Genomic DNA, 16,010 nt, shown 5'->3' on the forward strand with positions numbered 1-16,010 from the left:
GTTACCAGCTCAGCTTGTTGGCGGACGGGGTCAGTTCGGCTGCGGTCTGGCCGGTAGGCAGGATCCCCTGCACGCTCAGCTTCGCAAGGCTTGGATAGACACTGAACAGGGTCGCCTCAAGACCGGTGAGTTTGGCCGGGGTGGCGCAGGTGTAGGTGTACATGGCTCCCATGTCGGCGTGACCCGCTGCGTCATGATCATGGTGGTGCTCATGCTCGTTGCTGGCAGCCTTGTCATGGTCATGGTCATGGTCGTGATCATGTTCTTCTTTGGCTGCCTGCAGCTCTTGCTGGGTCAGCTTGCAGCCAGCGGCCGGGTCGAGGCGGAACAGGGCGTCAGGTTGCTTGAGTTGAGCTATGGCCTTGGCATATTGCGCCTTCTCTTCAGCGCTCTTGGCTGTGTGCTCGAAGCCCACCAGATCGGCAGCAGGGGCCTGCAACTCGATCATCAGCTGGTTGCCATCGACCACCAGATTGAGGTGGCCGTGGCCATGTTCATGGGCACCGTGGCTGTGGCTTTCGTGCTCGTCGTGATTTGCGTGTACGCCAAAGGCCGCCGCGGCCAGCAACAGAGTAACTGCTTTCATCTTGAATCCTTTTTAACAACAAATTGAGAAATTAAACAAAGGGATAGAGGAAAGCGGAGAGCGGTGGTGCACGGATAGCGTAGTTGTGGGGCGGGGTAACATCGGCAGATCGTTGCATTGTTGCAACGACAGGAGTGTCAGTCGTTTTATCAGCGTAACAATGTGGGGCTGGGGCGAGAGCTTGTTTGCCATCCAGATGGAGGGCGCAGACCAGACAGTGATGGTCGTCATGGCCGGGCAGGGCGGATTCAAGCTGATGCTGGGCGAGCAGGGGTTGCAGCCACAACCAGCCCAGCAGCACAATCCAGATTTTCAGCTTGATACGACCCATAGACCCTTATGGAAAGGGCGCCATCAGCGCCCTTTCTCTCTGATTCAGAGATGGGACTTGATGAGCCCCATCACAGTTGCGATGTTGTTGGCATCGAGCTGGCCATCTTTGGCAAACAGCACCTTGCCCTCTTTATCCACCAGGATGATCGCCGAGCTTTCCGGCGCCAGATCCCAGGCGTTGCGTGCCATGCCCTTGGCATCCAGCACGATGGCGGACCAGGGGAACTCTTTCTTGCTGTCTTCGGCACTGCTCTTCACAAAGCCGGAGGTGCCCCAGATGGCGTCATTGCTGTTGATGATGGTGACGGTCTGGTACTTGTCATGGGGCAGCTTGGCCGCCTTGATTGCCTCGATCATCGGGGCGTTCAGCTCCTTGGCACTGGAGCGACCCGCAATATGCTGGATCATGAACACTTTGCCGGTGAGAGACTGGCTCTGCCACGGCTGATAGCCGATATCCTTGCCGCTCAGTACCAGCTCGCCCTTGTCACTGATATTGACCAGCGGAACCGGATTGGCGTCCTTGATGTTGTGAGCAAAGGCCAGACATGGCAGCAGCGCCAAAGTAAGTACGAGATGTTTCATCCTGATGACACTCCATTTGTTATGTTATAACGAGTTTCGAATTGAGGGAATGGGCGAGCTTCATCCTAAACTGATCGGATCTGTTTAAGAAGTGTTAAATAAGATCGCAATTCAGAAGCCTTTGCGCCTCGCCAGTCAGGAGGTTGGCTGGCAAGGGCGGCTAGAATGGCATGGCATCGATAAAAATCAATGAATTGGCGGCTGGTCTGAGCTGTCTGCGTCAGTAGAGCGATTCGCTGATCAGGGGAATTTTGGCCATGGTCATCTGCTGCACCAGCAGGGGAGAACCGGTCAGCAGCACATGGCGTTGATTGTTGATCACCACAGTATCGCCCTTGAGGCCGCTGTCGGCGGTGATGGCGAGCCAGGCGGGCGAAACGCTGCCGATGCTGATATTCGGATAGATAATGCTGAGCACATATTGCGGTGCCAGCTCCGCCAGCAGGCTGGCCATCAACAGCGCCTTCTCGTCGCTGTCGGCCTTGTTCTCCTGCAGCGCCTGCAACGGCAGAGCGAAGTGATCCATCTGCTCCGGTTGGGTCGGAATGGCATTGATCCACTCCTGCAGCAGGCTGACGCTGGTGGCGAGATCCTTGGCGGCAAACTGGCGCGCCAGCGGTCTGAGGGCTCCTTTGGCGTGATAAAAGAGCTGGGAGTAATCGGGACGTACGCAAGGCAGCTTGCGGTTGGCCGGATGGACGCAGGGCACTACTCTCATCTGATAGAAGGCGTCATCCTGATACTGCTGGTAGGCTTGCCAGAACAGCAAGGACTCCATGCTGTTGTCGTGCAGGGTGAAGGCCTGTTCGAGATTGCGAAACTTGGTGGCGGTCTCCGGGCTGTTCTGGTTGATAAGGTTGATGCTGTTGTAGAGCCGCGGGCTGATATAGGCGTAGAGGGTCTCTAGCGGATTGGCGAGCGAGGCATCGAGCAGGGTCATTTCGTGGCGGCTGGCGGCCATCACCTGATCGTCGGTGGCCAATTGAAAGTGCTTGTGCTGGCCGTCGGGCGATTGCCACTGCCAGCTCATATTGATTTCACTGGCCTGGGTGGTGGTGCAGATGCTCAGGCTGAGCAACAGGCCTGTTATCAACTTCATGGTGATGCTTCCTGCCGGGGGCGATAATTAACAACTAGGTGAGCTGGTGCCTGTCTGGTGAAGTTTCGTTTTGTGATCCTGATAACATATTGATGTGACTTTAAATTTAATTGTGGAATTAAGTCACAGGGGAGGGGATATGAGGCTTTGGGTCGTATTGGTATGGGGGCTGCTGAGTCTGCCTGTCAGCGCGGGACAAGTGATTATCAGCAAAGGCGGCTCGAGCGTGGATGCCTTTGCCCTGCGGGATCAACTGGCACGGGAGTACGAGTGGCAGGAGTGGCTGCGCTTCCAGCAGGCCATCAAGTGGTTGGAGGTGCTGCCGGTCAATTGCGAGCTGGTGAGTCAGCAGGGGGGCGGTTATCGCTGTGGCGCTGACTACTACCGCCCCTACCAGCAACAAGATGGACGTGAAATATATATTCAGGGGGATCCTGCAGGAGAAACCCCCAAATCATTGCCAGCACAACCCGAAAAAAAGGCGCCATAAGGCGCCTTTTCCATGACTCGCGATCGCTTATTTGGCAGCGTAACGCTCGGCAGAGGTTTTGATCTCGGCTTCGGCAGCGGCCTTGTCGCCCCAACCTTCAACCTTGACCCATTTGCCCGCTTCCAGCTCTTTGTAGCGCTCGAAGAAGTGCTGGATCTGGGCGCGCAGCAGCTCGGGCAGATCGTTCACATCCTGGATGTGGTCGTACTGCTTGGTCAGCTTGGAGTGCGGTACGGCAACGATCTTGGCATCTTCGCCAGATTCGTCGGTCATCTTCAGCACGCCAACCGGACGGCAGCGGATGACAGAGCCCGCCAGCAGCGGGTAGGGGGTCGGAACCAGTACGTCGACGGGGTCACCATCCAGAGAGAGGGTCGCGTTCACGTAGCCGTAGTTGCACGGGTAGAACATCGGGGTAGACATGAAGCGATCGACGAAAATAGCGCCGCTGTCCTTGTCGACTTCGTATTTGATCGGGTCGGCATTCTGCGGGATTTCGATGATGACATAGATATCGTCGGGCAGGCTCTTGCCAGCCGGTACCAGGTTCAGGCTCATGATATTTCCTTCGTTGTTAGTATCAGGTTTGCAGGCCGATATTATAGCGATGTGATGTTAAATGACCATATTTCAGCGGCTATCGCGGACAAAGAAGGGTGATGTCTCTGGTTTGCGGCAGTTTGATGTGTACGGAATGCAACAAAGCGGGGCTTTGTCTGCCATCCCGGCCGCCAATGCCGCCGGGATGGCAGGTTGATGATGCTCAAAGCGAGTAGGGGAGTCGCGACTCGTTGACCAGCCGTGACAGGGCTGCCACCACCTGAGGATCAAACTGGGTGCCAGCGCGGGACTGGATATACTCCATGGTTTGCGCCAACGTCCAGGGCTCCTTGTAGGGACGCTTGCTGAGCAGGGCATCGAACACGTCGACGACTGCCACGATCCGTGCCGAGAGCGGGATCTGCTGACCAGCCAGCTGTTCCGGATAGCCTTTGCCATCGAAGTGCTCGTGGTGGCCGCGGGCGATTTCAGCTCCCAGCGAGAGGTAGCTGGTTCCCTCCACCATCTCGCCCGCCTTGTGCAGGATATTGGCGCCGATACCGGCGTGTTGCTCCATGATGGCCCGCTCGTCGGGATCGAACCGGCCCGGCTTGTGCAGGATATGGTCGGGCGTGCCCACCTTGCCCACATCGTGCAGGATGGAGGCCATCCCGATCATCTCGACGAACTCCGGGGTCAGTTGCTTGGGGTAGACCGCCATCTGTTGCAGCTCTTCCACCAGTGCATCGGAGAGTTTCTGTACTCGCAACACATGCTCGCCGGTGTCGGAGTCGCGAAACTCTGCCAGCGCCGCCAGCGCCACCACGGTTGCCTCCTGGGCGCGCAACAGCTGGTTGTAGAGATAGAGGTTATCGTAGGCCGCCGAGATGCGCTGACAGAAGACATCCAGCAGATCGCACTCGAGAGGATCGAGGGGCTGGGTCGGGGTAAAACTCAACACGAATTCACGGCCATTCTGGGCGGCGATATAGAGGGAGTCCTGCGGGTGTTCAAAGCGGTTGCTGCGCGCCGCCAGCGCTTTCGTTACCGAGTCGTTGAGGGTAGGGAAGTCGGTGATCTTGCCATCGATCAGCAAGGTCTCGTAGTCACCGGTGGCGGCCAGGATCTCCAGACCCTGTTCGCCGGGGCGACGCTCGGCGCAGATGGCTCCCTCGGTGCCCACATCGAGAATGGCGCTGATCTGTTTCAGTACGCCGGAGGCAAACTCCCGCAGTGAATGAAGATGATAGAGATCGCCCGCCCCTTCCAGAATTTTGCCGAGCCCCTGACGGCTCTTGTCGATGGCGCTGAGGGTTTCGTAAGAGCGTAATGATGCGATGACGGTGGTGTAGAGCTTTTGTACCGTCAGTTCGGTCTTGGTCTTGTAGTCATTGATGTCGTAATCGAGGATCACCCGCTGCTCCGGTGCCTGGCCGGGCTGGCCGGTACGCAGCACAATCCGCACCAGCGAGTTGTGCATCTCGTTGCGAATATGGTGCACCAGTCGCAGACCGGCATCTTCGGTCTCCATCACCACATCGAGCAGGATCAGCGCAATCTTGGGATTGGCCTCCAGCATGCGGGCGGCTTCGGCGCCACTGAAGGCATTGAGCAGCTCCAGCGGGCGGGATTTGTAGTGGATGTTGGAGAGGGCCAAGCGGGTGGCGTGATGAATATCCGGCTCATCATCCACGATCAGCACTTGCCATGGGTTGAGTGCCTTGGGGACCACGACCTCTTCATCATCGAGTTCGATGATGTCGTCGTCCAGCAAGATATCGTCCTTGTCTTGGGCACTGCTCATATCGGTTACGCCTCCGGCGCTCAATGAGTATATAAGCAGTATGCACCATCACCTCTCGCTGGATCACCAAGATAACTCGAGATCGTGAGCTGGCTCTGCCTCTTTATCGCTACTCGAAGGGTTCCAGGTATGTCTGGATCGACTTCTTCAACCAGGCCAACACCTTGCCGTGATAGGCATTTTCCGCCAGATAGACCCCGTAATCCCGCCACTGCAGGCTGAACTTGTGTTTCAGGGTCAGCAGGGTGCCTTGCCGCAGCTGGCTCTGGATCAGTGGCGAGGGGAGTACCGCCCAGCCAAGTCCGTCCAGCACCGCATTGCGCATCAGCTCGAAGCTGGAGAGACCGATATGTTTGCCGCCAACCGGCAGCAGACTTTTTACAGAAAATTCATCGACATAAGAGAGTGTTACCTGAGTGTGGTCGGTCAGATCCTGCTGCAACACCCGCTTCAGGCTGGCCAACGGATGGCTGGGGGCCACCACCATCAGGGTACGAATTGGGTTGAGCAGGTCGATATTGAGGCCGCTGCGCTCCTGATCCTCGGTGATAAGGCCGAAGGCGGCATCGACAAACCCCTCCTCGACCAACGCGGGTAATTCGGGTGGGGAGGCGAGCACCAGCGAGATGCTGGTGCCGGGGAACTGGCTGTGCAGCCCCGCCAGCATCTCGCGCCACACCTGTTCGGGGATGGCATCATCGCGGGCGATCCGCAGCGCCACCTCGGCCCCCGACGCGTAATGCTCGCACTTCTGCTGCAGGCTGTTGGCAGCCTGCAGCAGGCGGGTGCAGTCATCCAGCACCAGCTCGCCGATCTCGGTCAGCCGACTCTGGTTGGCACCGCGTTCAAAAAGTTCGACGCCAAGCTCGACCTCAAGGGCCGCGATGGCAGTACTGACCGCACTGCGGCTCTTGCCAATACGTCTGGCTGTACTGGCGATGGAGCCGCTATTTGCTGACTCGACGAAGAGTTCTATCTGATAAAGCTTCATGGTTGACGGCTCATGACACAGTGATCCCATCTTCACCTTACCTTGCCCTTGATTGGCAAGGCAAATGGGTAGCGTCTGATATCTCGACGCTCAGCGACTCCCTCTGGATAGATGGCTCGGGCTACCATCTCTCCCGTCGAAGCAACAAAGGCATCTTATATGTTATTAAGTCGTATGTTTCTGGCCCGGCTGTTTTTGACCGGTGCCATCGTGACCGAGGTCGCCGGTACCTCCAGCATGGCCATGATCCCCGAGCAGGGAGCTGGCTGGATGAACTACATCCCGATGTGGCTGTTGATCGGCTTCTCGTACTGGTTGCTGGCGAAAGCCGCCAAAACAATCTCCATTGGTATTGCGTTTGCGCTCTGGGAGGGGCTCGGGATCACCTTGATCACCATAGTGTCGGTCATGTTCCTTGGTTACGATGTGACCGTTCAGGAGCTGATTGGCCTGGCTCTCGCGATAGTGGGGATTGTTATGGTGACCATGGGGGAGACCCATGATGAGCCCGCAGACAAGTCAGTAGAGGTGGAGGCCGTAGCATGAGTCCATTTGTCATAGTGCTGGGCGCAGCCCTGATCGATATTGGCGCCAACATGGCCATCAACCGCTCCAAGGGTTTTCGTTACAAGGGGTGGGGCTTCCTCGGGATCATGCTGGTACTCGGCGCCTTTACCCTGCTCTCGGAAGCGGTAAGTGGCGGCCAGATTGACCTGGCCGTTGCCTACGCCACCTGGGGGGCTATCGGCATCGTCGGTACGGCGCTGGGCGGTTTGCTCTTCTTCGGTGAGCGGCTCAAGCCCATCGGCTGGGCTGGCATGATGGTGATGGCGCTGGCCGTCGTCATGCTGACCACCGCCTGATAGCGCTGAATAAATAACAAAGCCGCCCGGTTCGCCGGGCGGCTTTTTGTTTGGCTGATTGTTTGGCCGACGCAGGCTCAGCGCGGCGCTTCGTAGAGCTCCAGCGGCAGACCGTCGGGGTCGGCGAAGAAGGTGAAGCGCTTGCCGGTCAGCTCGTCCACCCGCACCGGCTCTACCGCGACCTGATGGGCCAGCAGGTGGGCGATGACCCGGTCAAGCTCGCTGACCCGAAAGGCGAGATGGCGCAGGCCGCACGCCTCGGGCGTCGAGGGGCGGCTGGGGGTGATAGGGAAGCTGAACAGCTCCAGCTGGCTGCCGTCCGGCAGGGCCAGATCCAGTTTCCACGACTGGCGTGCTTCGCGCAGGGTCTCGGCGATGATGGGGAGCCCCAGCACCTCGTGGTAGAAGTGGCGCGAGCGTTGGTAATCGCTGGCGATGATGGCCACATGGTGGATGGCGTCAAACAGCGGAAAGGTCATGGTGTTTCCTTGTCAGCAGCATAGTGAACGGGCAGCCTGCGCTGCCCGTGTTGTTGATCTAGTTGAAGAAACCGCCGAACCAGTCATCCAGCGCACTGCGTGGCGTCGCGCTGCTGGCGCAGCCGGTCGGGGAGCCCATGGTGGAGGCCTTGGCCGGCACCTGCAGGCTGCCCGGGCAGTCGCTGGTGACGCGGGTGCCGCTGGCGCGGGAGAAGTTGGCCCAGGTGACTCCTTCCGGCATCTTCAATCCCAGACTGTTGACGCCGCGCTGGCTCATGTAGCCGCTAAAGAGTTGCAGCGCCCCGCTGGCGCCGGTCAAGCCCGCCGGGGTGTTGTCGTCGCGACCGACCCAGATACTGACCAGCTCGTTGTTGTCCAGCCCGGCAAACCAGGAGTCGCGCAGCTCGTTGGTGGTGCCGGTCTTGGCCGCCATGGTGGCGCCGGGGAACTTGGCACTGAGCGCGCGGGCCGTGCCCTGACTCACCGTCTTGGTCATGGCGAACAGGGTCAGCCAGCTTGCCTGGCTGTCGGTGACCCGCTTGGCGGTCTGATCATGCTGATAGAGCAGGCTGCCATCACCGTTGACCACGGCGCGAATGGCCGACAGCGGCTGGGTTAGCCCCTGATTGGCGATGGGCAGATACATCTGGTTCACCTCCATCGGGGAGAGGGCCACCGCCCCCAATACCAGCGACGGGTAGGGCTGGATCTCCTGCTGCACCCCCAGCTTGTGCAGGGTATCGACCACTTTTTCCAGCCCCACCTGCAGACCCAGATTGACGGTCGGCACGTTGAGGGAGCTGGCCAGCGCATCCATCAGCGGCACGCTCTGGCGGAACTTGCGATCGTAGTTTTGCGGGGTCCAGACCTGACCATCCTGGCCGCGAATGCGGATCGGCTGATCTTTCAGCGGAGTCGCCAGGGTCAGGCCGTTGGAGAGGCCGGTGAGGTAGACCGCCGGTTTCACCAGTGAGCCGATCTGGCGGCGGGCATCCAGCGCCCGGTTGAACCCGGCGTAGCGGGGATCGCGGCCACCCACCAGCGCCACCACTTCCCCTTTATGCCAGTCGGAAACCACCATGGCCGCCTCCAGCTTCTTCTTGCCGCGCAGTTTTTCGATATCGGCGAGGCCCGATTCAACCGCACGCTCGGCCGCATGCTGGGCGATGGGGTCGAGGCTGGTGAAGATCTTCAGACCAGACTGCTTGAGCAGATCGGCGCCGAAGCGGCTCTGGATCTCCCGTTTTAGCAGCCCCATAAAGGCCGGGGTGCGGCCGTAGCTCATCTGGCCGCGGGCGATGATGCCGAGGGGCTGGCTGCTGGCCAGCTCGTATTCGGCCTGGGTCAGGCTGCCGTGATCCATCAGCAGCTTCAGCACCAGATCACGGCGGGTCTTGGCCCGCTCCGGGAAGCGCCAGGGGTCGTAATAGGAGGGGCCTTTCACCAGACCCACCAGCAGAGCGACCTGATCGATATCCAGCTCATTGACCGGAATGCCGAAGTAGAAGTAGGAGGCGAGGCCGAAACCATAGACTCCCTGCGAGAAGTTCTGCCCCAGATAGACCTCGTTGAGGTAGGACTCGAGGATCTCGTCCTTGCTGTAGCGATAGTCGATCAGCACCGCCATGTAGGCTTCCTGCAGTTTTCGCCACAGGCTGCGCTCGCGGGTCAGGAAGAAGTTCTTGGCCAGCTGCTGGGTGAGGGTACTGCCCCCCTGCACGGTGCGACCCGCGATCAGGTTGGCGAACATGGCGCGCATGATGGCCACCGGCGAGACGCCGCCATGCTGGTAGAAGTCGCGATCTTCGGTGGTGAGCAGGGTCACCAGCAGGCTGTCGGGTACCTCGGCGATGCGCACCAGCAGTCGATCTTCCCGATCCTCGGTATTGAGGCGATCGAGCAGCACCGGGTCCATCTGGGCGTAACCGAGCTGGCGCTGGTTCTCCAGCGACTGGATCCCCTCCAGGCGCGGGCCGTTGAAGGTGAGGCGCAGGCCGCGGGCACCATCGGCGCCGTCATAGAACTCGAACGGACGGCGAATAAGCTCGATGCGGTTGCCGTCGATGGCGTATTCACCCGGCGTGTGAGGCTGGCGCACCTGCTTGTAGCTCAGCATGTTGAGCTCGCGCAGCATCTGGTCCCGTGACAGGCGCTGGCTGGGGTAGAGCTCCAGCGGGCGGCTGTAGACCATCACCGGCAACTGCCACTTCTCGCCATCGAAGCGCTCGCGCACCTTGGTATCGAGGTAGATGCCAAACACCACCATAAAGGCCGCCACCACCAGGGAGAGCTTGAAGCCAAGCCAGAACAGCTTGCGCCAGATGGTGCGTTTGGGAGCTGCCTTCTTGGGGGGGCTCTTGCGTCGTTGGGTTGCCATAAATCCTCTTTGCTTTCCTTTCTACTTGTTATGTCGCGTGCGCGAATGTCCGATCGGGCTTGGCCAATCGAACCTAGATGCCCATCTTCTTCTTGGTGACCTTGGTCGGCATCGCCTCCAGCGGATTGTCCGGCCAGTAGTGGCGGGGATAGCGCCCCTTCATCTCTTTCTTCACCTGCTCGTAGGATCCCGCCCAGAAGGCGGCCAGATCGGCGGTGATCTGTAGCGGCCGTTGGGCGGGTGAGAGCAGCTCCACCACCAGCGGTACCCGGCCATCGGCCACGCAGGGGGTCGAACCTTGCCCGAACATCTCCTGAATGCGCACCGGGATCACCGGTGCCTGCCCCGGTTGATAGCGGATCCGCACCCGGCTGCCGGTGGGCGCCGCAAAGTGGCTCGGCAGCGCCTCGTCCAGTCGCTTGGGCAGTGGCCAGGGCAGGGATTGACGCAGCACGTCGCCGAGGTTGAGTTTCTTTAGCTGCTCAAGCCGGGTCATGCCGCTCACCGCTGGTAGCAGCCACTGTTCCAGCGTGGCCAGCAGGCTCTCGTCATCCATGGCGGGCCACCCCTCATCGGGCAGCCAGTCGCGGGCGCAGCGCAGACGGGCCAGCAACCCTTCGCTGCTCTCGTCCCACGGCAGCACATGCAGCCCCTTGCGGCGAATGCCTTGCAGCAGGCAGCGCCCTTTCTGCTCGTCAGAGAGTTCGGTCAGCGGTCGCTGGCTCAGCACCAGTTCACCGATCACCTGCTGGCGCTCGGCCCGTACCCGCTCTTCCCGCTCATCCCAGTCGAACCACTGCCGTTCGCTCACCAGTTCAGGCAGCAGGCGTACCAGCTCGTCCAGCTCGACCGGTTCGGCGATAAAGATGCGGCTGCCGCGATCGTTCTGTCCCATCTCGATGGCGATCAGGGCCCCTTGTCCCTGACATGGATGACCTTCTACCAGATCGCAGCTCACCCCACCACTGAGTTGATAGCGACTGCCGCTGCGCAGCTTGCCGATGCGATCCGGCCAGGCGAGGGCGCAGAGCAGCCCCAGCCACTGACCCTGCGCATTGGCAGGGCGCACGCCAAGCCGCTCAAACCAGCGGGCAGCCCCCTGACGCAGGGCACTTTGACGGCGGTGGAACAGCACAGAGAGGCGCTCCGATCCTCGCAGATCTTCTTCCTGTAACGCCACCAGATAAGCGGCATCGGCGACAATCCCTGTCAGACTCTCGGACTCCAGCTCGCGGGCGCGCAGCAGCATGCGGGCGAGGCGAGGGTGGGTACCGAACGCCGCCATAGCACGGCCAGCGGGAGTGAGTTGTTGCTCACCTTCTGGCTTCATGGCGCCAAGGGTCACCAGCAGCCGCTGGGCGCTGGCCACCGCGGCGGCGGGGGGCATGTCCAGCAGCGGCAGATCTTCCACCTTTGCGCCCCACTGGGCGGCGTCCAGCAGCAGGCCGGTCAGCTCCTGAGTGAGAATATCTGGCGGGCTCTGCTCGGCGAGCCGCTCCTGCACCTCGCTGCTCCAGAGCCGGTAGCAGACGCCGGGACCGAGACGACCAGCGCGGCCTGCCCGCTGGGTGGCGGAGGATTTGGCTATCTGGCGGGTCTCCAGTCGGGTGACGCCGCTTTTCAGATCGAACGAGGCCCGTCGCTCCAGCCCGCTGTCGATCACCACCGAGATCCCCTCGATGGTGAGGGAGGTCTCCGCCACATTGGTGGTGAGCACCAGCTTACGGCGGCCCGCAGGCGCCGGTTCGATGGCTGCCTGCTGGGCCGCCATGTCGAGGCGACCGTAGAGGGGGGCGAGGGTCACATCGTCCGGCAGTTTGTCTGCCAACCATTGCGCCAGCCGCTCGATCTCACCCTGTCCCGGCAGAAAGACCAGCAGGCTACCGCGGTGGGCGGCCAGCGCCTCCAGCACCACGGCGCCGACCTGCGGCTCCAGCCACTGCTGGCGATTGGCGGGGCGGTAGTGGTAGTCGATGGGAAAACCGCGCCCCTCGGAGCGAACTACCGGGGCATCCGGCAACAGGCGCTCGAGCGCCATGCCATCCAGGGTGGCGGACATCACCAAGAGCTTTAGGTCATCGCGCAGCCCTTGCTGGCTCTCGATGGCGAAGGCCAGCGCGGTATCGGCGTGCAGACTGCGTTCGTGGAACTCATCGAAGATGACCAGCGAGACACCGGTCAGCTCCGGGTCTTGCTGCAACATTCGGGTCAGCACCCCTTCGGTGACGATCTCGAGCCGGGTCGCTGCGCTGGTGCGGCTCTCGCCTCGTACCCGCAGGCCGATGCGCTCGCCCACCTTCTCCCCCAGCTGACGGGCCAGAAAGCTGGCGATATTGCGCGCCGCCAGCCGCCTTGGTTCCAGCATGATGATGCGGCCGGGCAGCCGGTTCTGGCGCACCAGCTCCAGTGGCAGCAGGGTCGATTTGCCCGCGCCGGGCGGCGCCTGCAGGATCACGCTGGTGTGGCTGTCGAGGGCGGCAAAGAGTTCGGGCAATACCGAAACGATGGGGAGCTGGGACAAAGCGATGAGCACCTTCTGTAGCAACCGGTAAAACGGCGCCTATTCTGCCACAGCCACCCGCGCCACCGTGAGTGGATGTGAGGAGATGGCCACTCGGGCGGGAGGGCGGCGAGACATGGCCGGATGGCTGCCATAGAATGGGCTCATCCAATGAGCGTGAAAAAGGCATTATCACCACATGGCCAAACTCTTCTTTGCCCTGCCCGTCAAGGAGCTCGCCCCCGAGCTCATCGCCTGGCGCGATCAGCAGCCCTGGCCCGGTCAGCCGGTGCCGCAAGCCAACCTTCATCTGACCCTGGCTTTTCTGGGCGAGGCGGACGAGTTGACCACCCGCCGCCTGATCGCCGCCGTGGAGCGTCAGCACTGTCCGCCGCTCGCCATCAGACTGGATGAGATTGGTTGGTTCAGCCGGGCCAAGGCCGCCTGGATCGGCCCGAAGGAGTGGCCCAACGAGCTGACCGTGCTGGCCCGGGCGCTGCGCCGTCACGGCGAGAAGCTGCGCCTTGGCAATGGCGAGCAGGGCTATCGTCCCCACGTCACCCTGTCGCGCAAGGCGGGCGAGGCGCCAGCCACCCTGCCTGCACCCGATTTTCTGCTGCAGGCCGATGAGTTCTGCCTCTATCAATCCATCTCGACCCCGGACGGAGTGCGCTACGAGCCGCTCGCCTGCTGGCCGCTGCGTGCCCGGGTAAAAGAAGACGCGCGGAGGGCAAACCCGTGATCTTTGATCCCCCCCTGCAATCGGGCCAGCTGGTGGCCTGCTACAAGCGCTTTCTGACCGATGTGCAACTCGATAACGGCGAGCTGATCACCATCCACTGCGCCAATACCGGTGCCATGACCGGCTGCGCCGATCCGGGCACCCGGGTCTGGTACTCCACCTCCGACAACCCCAAGCGCAAGCTGCCCAACAGTTGGGAGATTGCCGAGAGCCCGGCGGGCCACTTTATTTGCGTCAACACGGCCCGCGCCAACCAGATCGCAAGGGAGCTGATCGAGCAGGAGGCCCTCGCCCCGCTGGCGGGTTACAGCCGGTTGCGTACCGAGGTGAAATATGGCGAAGAGAACAGTCGCATCGATCTGCTGCTGGAAGATGACGAGAAGGGCAATTGTTACATCGAGGTAAAATCGGTCACCCTGCTCGATGAGCGTGATCAACCGGGTATGGGCTACTTTCCCGATGCGGTCACCGCCCGTGGCGCCAAGCACTTGCGCGAGTTGATGGCGATGAAAGCGGCGGGCCATCGCGCCGTGCTGCTATTTATGGTGTTGCACTCCGGAATAAGCCGGATGCGCCCTGCAACCCACATAGATCCGCACTATAGTCTGCTAATTGAGCAGTCAATTGCGGCGGGGGTTGAAATTTTATGCTATCGGCCCCATGTTGGGGTGCAAGGCATGGTGGCCCAAGGGTTTATCCCGTTTGAATCTGGTCACCTGTTACCCGAGGGGAGTTCATAAATATTGGAGTGGGTAACATTATTGGTACGGCTTGTTTGCTTACCCGTTACCCTTCTGCTATAGATGTCGCCCTCAATTTATGGATGGCACGGGTAGCGTGCTGAATTAGGAGACAGGGCATGCCAACAGGCGAAAACAGGAAATCTCTGGGTCCCCTGGCCATTGCGGGTGTCGCGCCTTACCAGGAAAAGCCGGGTGAGGAGTACATGAATGACCAACAAAAGGCGCATTTTCGCAAGATCCTGGGTGCCTGGCGCAACCAACTGATGCAGGAAGTTGATCGTACCGTCGATCATATGAAAGATGAGGCTGCCAACTTCCCGGATCCCGTAGATCGTGCCGCGCAAGAAGAAGAGTTCGCTCTCGAATTGCGTACCCGCGACCGTGAACGCAAGCTGATCAAGAAGATCGAAAAGACCTTGGTGCTGCTTGAAGACGATGATTTCGGTTACTGCGAGCATTGCGGTATCGAGATCGGTATCCGTCGTCTGGAAGCCCGTCCGACTGCCGACCTCTGTGTCGATTGCAAGACGCTGGCCGAGATCAAGGAAAAACAGATGGCCGGTTGATACCGACCCTCTGACAGATAAAAAAGGGAGCTTTCATGCTCCCTTTTTTATTGAGCTTTTGGCAAGTGGCCCCCAGAATGCAGCCTCAATGAATCGCTTACCCGAACAGTCATGCCAGTGAATTCCCCATTGTCATCCCCATCGCGCCCCTATGTCGGCCGCTTTGCTCCCTCACCTTCAGGCCCGCTTCACTTCGGTTCGCTGATTGCCGCCCTCGGCAGCTTTTTGCAGGCCAGGGCGCAGCAGGGGCGCTGGTTGGTGCGCATTGAAGATATCGATCCGCCGCGGGAGATGGCAGGCGCTGCCGATCTGATCCTCACGACCCTTGAGGCATATGGTCTGGAGTGGGATGGGGAGGTGATGTACCAGAGCGCGCGCCACGGCCGTTATGACGAGATCATCGACCAGCTCTATCGGGCTGGCGATCTCTACTGGTGTCGCTGTACCCGGCGCGAAATCATGGCTGCGGGCGGTCTCTACAGCGGTCACTGCCGCACCCTCGGACTGGCGGCAGAGGGGTGTGCCGCCCGGCTGCGTCAGCACCATCCGGTCTACCACTTCGAGGACCGGTTGCAGGGCCATATTGCCGTCCCTGCAGCGCTGGCCGAGGAGGATTTCATTATCCGCCGCCGCGACGGGCTCTACGCCTACAACCTGGCGGTGGTGGTGGATGACATGGACAGCGGCATCAGCGAGATAGTGCGCGGTGCCGATCTGCTGGAACCCACGGTGCGCCAGATTGCCCTCTACCAGACCCTGGGGGCGCCGGTGCCAGGCTGGGTGCATCTGCCGCTGGCAGTGCTGGCCGATGGCAACAAGCTCTCCAAGCAGAACCATGCGCCGGCACTGGCCCTCGATGAGGTGCGACCGGCCCTGTGGCAGGCGCTGCACTTCCTCGGCCAGTGTCCGCCCCCCGAGCTGATGGCGAGCCGGATTGACGAGATCATCGGGTGGGGCATCGCCAACTGGCGGCTCGATCGGGTGCCCGCCAGCGAGAAGATCCCGTTGGCAGGCGGCTAAATCTGGCTGCCCACTGACAGTCAAAGAAAGGCGCAGCGCGAGTCGGCTTGAGCGGATCGGGCAAAGGCCTTCGAGAGCAAGAAGAGACAACAACGGACGCTGCGTAGCGGATTTGGTTCGGTATAAGGTGGAATGGGGTCATTTCCCGAAAAGCCATAAATTAAATTTATAGTGACGGCGCTAGCGCCATCGCTCTCTTGGCGTTGTGTCGACAGCCGCTAAAAGGGCAATGGCCGGTTTGATGTCAGTGAATGGCCGCTATTTTTTACGGCTGCGCCGATTCAAACGGGAT

17 protein-coding genes are annotated in these 16,010 nt (G+C 60.6%); 7 read left to right on the top strand and 10 right to left on the bottom strand.

The features are described 5' to 3' along the window. Nucleotide 1: 1 nt before the first annotated feature. The 4 genes from LD28_RS0115355 to LD28_RS0115370 all read right to left on the bottom strand — a co-directional run bounded on the left by LD28_RS0115355 (nt 2) and on the right by LD28_RS0115370 (nt 2,603). Nucleotides 2-586: a DUF2796 domain-containing protein gene (locus tag LD28_RS0115355; protein WP_033137816.1), complete on the bottom strand. Its 585-nt coding sequence runs from the start codon at nt 584-586 to the stop codon at nt 2-4. A 31-nt stretch (nt 587-617) separates the two neighbouring features. Then, nucleotides 618-917: a DUF2607 family protein gene (locus LD28_RS0115360; protein ID WP_033137817.1), complete on the bottom strand. Its 300-nt coding sequence runs from the start codon at nt 915-917 to the stop codon at nt 618-620. A gap of 44 nt (nt 918-961) precedes the next feature. Further along, nucleotides 962-1,504: a YtfJ family protein gene (locus tag LD28_RS0115365; protein WP_033137818.1), complete on the bottom strand. Its 543-nt coding sequence runs from the start codon at nt 1,502-1,504 to the stop codon at nt 962-964. Nucleotides 1,505-1,724: 220 nt separating this feature from the next. Then, nucleotides 1,725-2,603 carry a hypothetical protein gene (locus LD28_RS0115370; RefSeq protein WP_033137819.1) on the bottom strand — a complete coding sequence of 293 codons (879 nt, stop codon included), beginning with the start codon at nt 2,601-2,603 and terminating at the stop codon, nt 1,725-1,727. A 139-nt stretch (nt 2,604-2,742) separates the two neighbouring features. Here LD28_RS0115370 and LD28_RS0115375 point away from each other — a divergent pair, with 139 nt between their 5' ends. Further along, on the top strand, nt 2,743-3,093 hold the full coding sequence (locus LD28_RS0115375) for a hypothetical protein (RefSeq protein ID WP_033137820.1): 351 nt from the start codon (nt 2,743-2,745) through the stop codon (nt 3,091-3,093). A gap of 27 nt (nt 3,094-3,120) precedes the next feature. Here the strand turns inward: LD28_RS0115375 and ppa are convergent, their stop codons facing one another. From ppa to LD28_RS0115390, 3 genes are all read right to left on the bottom strand, one after another. Then, complete coding sequence (ppa, locus tag LD28_RS0115380; RefSeq protein ID WP_033137821.1) at nt 3,121-3,651, bottom strand: inorganic diphosphatase; 531 nt, start codon at nt 3,649-3,651, stop codon at nt 3,121-3,123. A gap of 205 nt (nt 3,652-3,856) precedes the next feature. Beyond that, nucleotides 3,857-5,437 (bottom strand): DUF3369 domain-containing protein, encoded by a 1,581-nt coding sequence (locus LD28_RS0115385; protein WP_033137822.1) that lies wholly within the window; start codon nt 5,435-5,437, stop codon nt 3,857-3,859. A gap of 109 nt (nt 5,438-5,546) precedes the next feature. Continuing rightward, nucleotides 5,547-6,428: a LysR family transcriptional regulator gene (locus LD28_RS0115390; protein WP_033137823.1), complete on the bottom strand. Its 882-nt coding sequence runs from the start codon at nt 6,426-6,428 to the stop codon at nt 5,547-5,549. A gap of 159 nt (nt 6,429-6,587) precedes the next feature. Between LD28_RS0115390 and LD28_RS0115395 the strand changes: the two genes are divergently transcribed. Both LD28_RS0115395 and LD28_RS0115400 read left to right on the top strand, forming a co-directional pair. Continuing rightward, the gene (locus tag LD28_RS0115395; RefSeq protein WP_033137824.1) at nt 6,588-6,974 is read left to right on the top strand and encodes an SMR family transporter; all 387 of its coding nucleotides are present in this window, start codon (nt 6,588-6,590) and stop codon (nt 6,972-6,974) included. Further along, complete coding sequence (locus LD28_RS0115400) at nt 6,971-7,291, top strand: SMR family transporter (RefSeq protein WP_005335659.1); 321 nt, start codon at nt 6,971-6,973, stop codon at nt 7,289-7,291. Before LD28_RS0115395 ends, LD28_RS0115400 begins: the two co-directional genes overlap by 4 nt. A gap of 77 nt (nt 7,292-7,368) precedes the next feature. Here the strand turns inward: LD28_RS0115400 and gloA2 are convergent, their stop codons facing one another. The 3 genes from gloA2 to hrpB form a co-directional block, all read right to left on the bottom strand. Further along, nucleotides 7,369-7,770, bottom strand: a complete 402-nt coding sequence (gene gloA2, locus LD28_RS0115405; protein WP_033137825.1) for an SMU1112c/YaeR family gloxylase I-like metalloprotein — start codon at nt 7,768-7,770, stop codon at nt 7,369-7,371. A gap of 58 nt (nt 7,771-7,828) precedes the next feature. Next, nucleotides 7,829-10,147: a penicillin-binding protein 1B gene (gene mrcB / locus LD28_RS0115410; protein ID WP_033137826.1), complete on the bottom strand. Its 2,319-nt coding sequence runs from the start codon at nt 10,145-10,147 to the stop codon at nt 7,829-7,831. Between the two features lie 73 nt (nt 10,148-10,220). Beyond that, nucleotides 10,221-12,668: an ATP-dependent helicase HrpB gene (gene hrpB, locus LD28_RS0115415; protein WP_033137827.1), complete on the bottom strand. Its 2,448-nt coding sequence runs from the start codon at nt 12,666-12,668 to the stop codon at nt 10,221-10,223. A 178-nt stretch (nt 12,669-12,846) separates the two neighbouring features. Between hrpB and thpR the strand changes: the two genes are divergently transcribed. The 4 genes from thpR (at nt 12,847) to gluQRS (ending at nt 15,718) form a co-directional block, all read left to right on the top strand. Further along, nucleotides 12,847-13,389 carry an RNA 2',3'-cyclic phosphodiesterase gene (thpR, locus tag LD28_RS0115420; protein ID WP_033137828.1) on the top strand — a complete coding sequence of 181 codons (543 nt, stop codon included), beginning with the start codon at nt 12,847-12,849 and terminating at the stop codon, nt 13,387-13,389. Continuing rightward, a complete protein-coding gene (sfsA, locus tag LD28_RS0115425) occupies nt 13,386-14,129 on the top strand; it encodes a DNA/RNA nuclease SfsA (protein ID WP_033137829.1) in 744 nt (247 codons plus the stop codon). Before thpR ends, sfsA begins: the two co-directional genes overlap by 4 nt. Before the next feature lie 119 nt (nt 14,130-14,248). Then, complete coding sequence (dksA, locus tag LD28_RS0115430; RefSeq protein WP_033137830.1) at nt 14,249-14,698, top strand: RNA polymerase-binding protein DksA; 450 nt, start codon at nt 14,249-14,251, stop codon at nt 14,696-14,698. 111 nt (nt 14,699-14,809) lie between these two features. Beyond that, a complete protein-coding gene (gluQRS, locus tag LD28_RS0115435; RefSeq protein WP_033137831.1) occupies nt 14,810-15,718 on the top strand; it encodes a tRNA glutamyl-Q(34) synthetase GluQRS in 909 nt (302 codons plus the stop codon). Nucleotides 15,719-16,010: the final 292 nt, after the last annotated feature.

It is taken from the genome of Aeromonas finlandensis, from assembly GCF_000764645.1.
Classification (GTDB): Bacteria; Pseudomonadota; Gammaproteobacteria; order Enterobacterales; family Aeromonadaceae; genus Aeromonas; species Aeromonas finlandensis.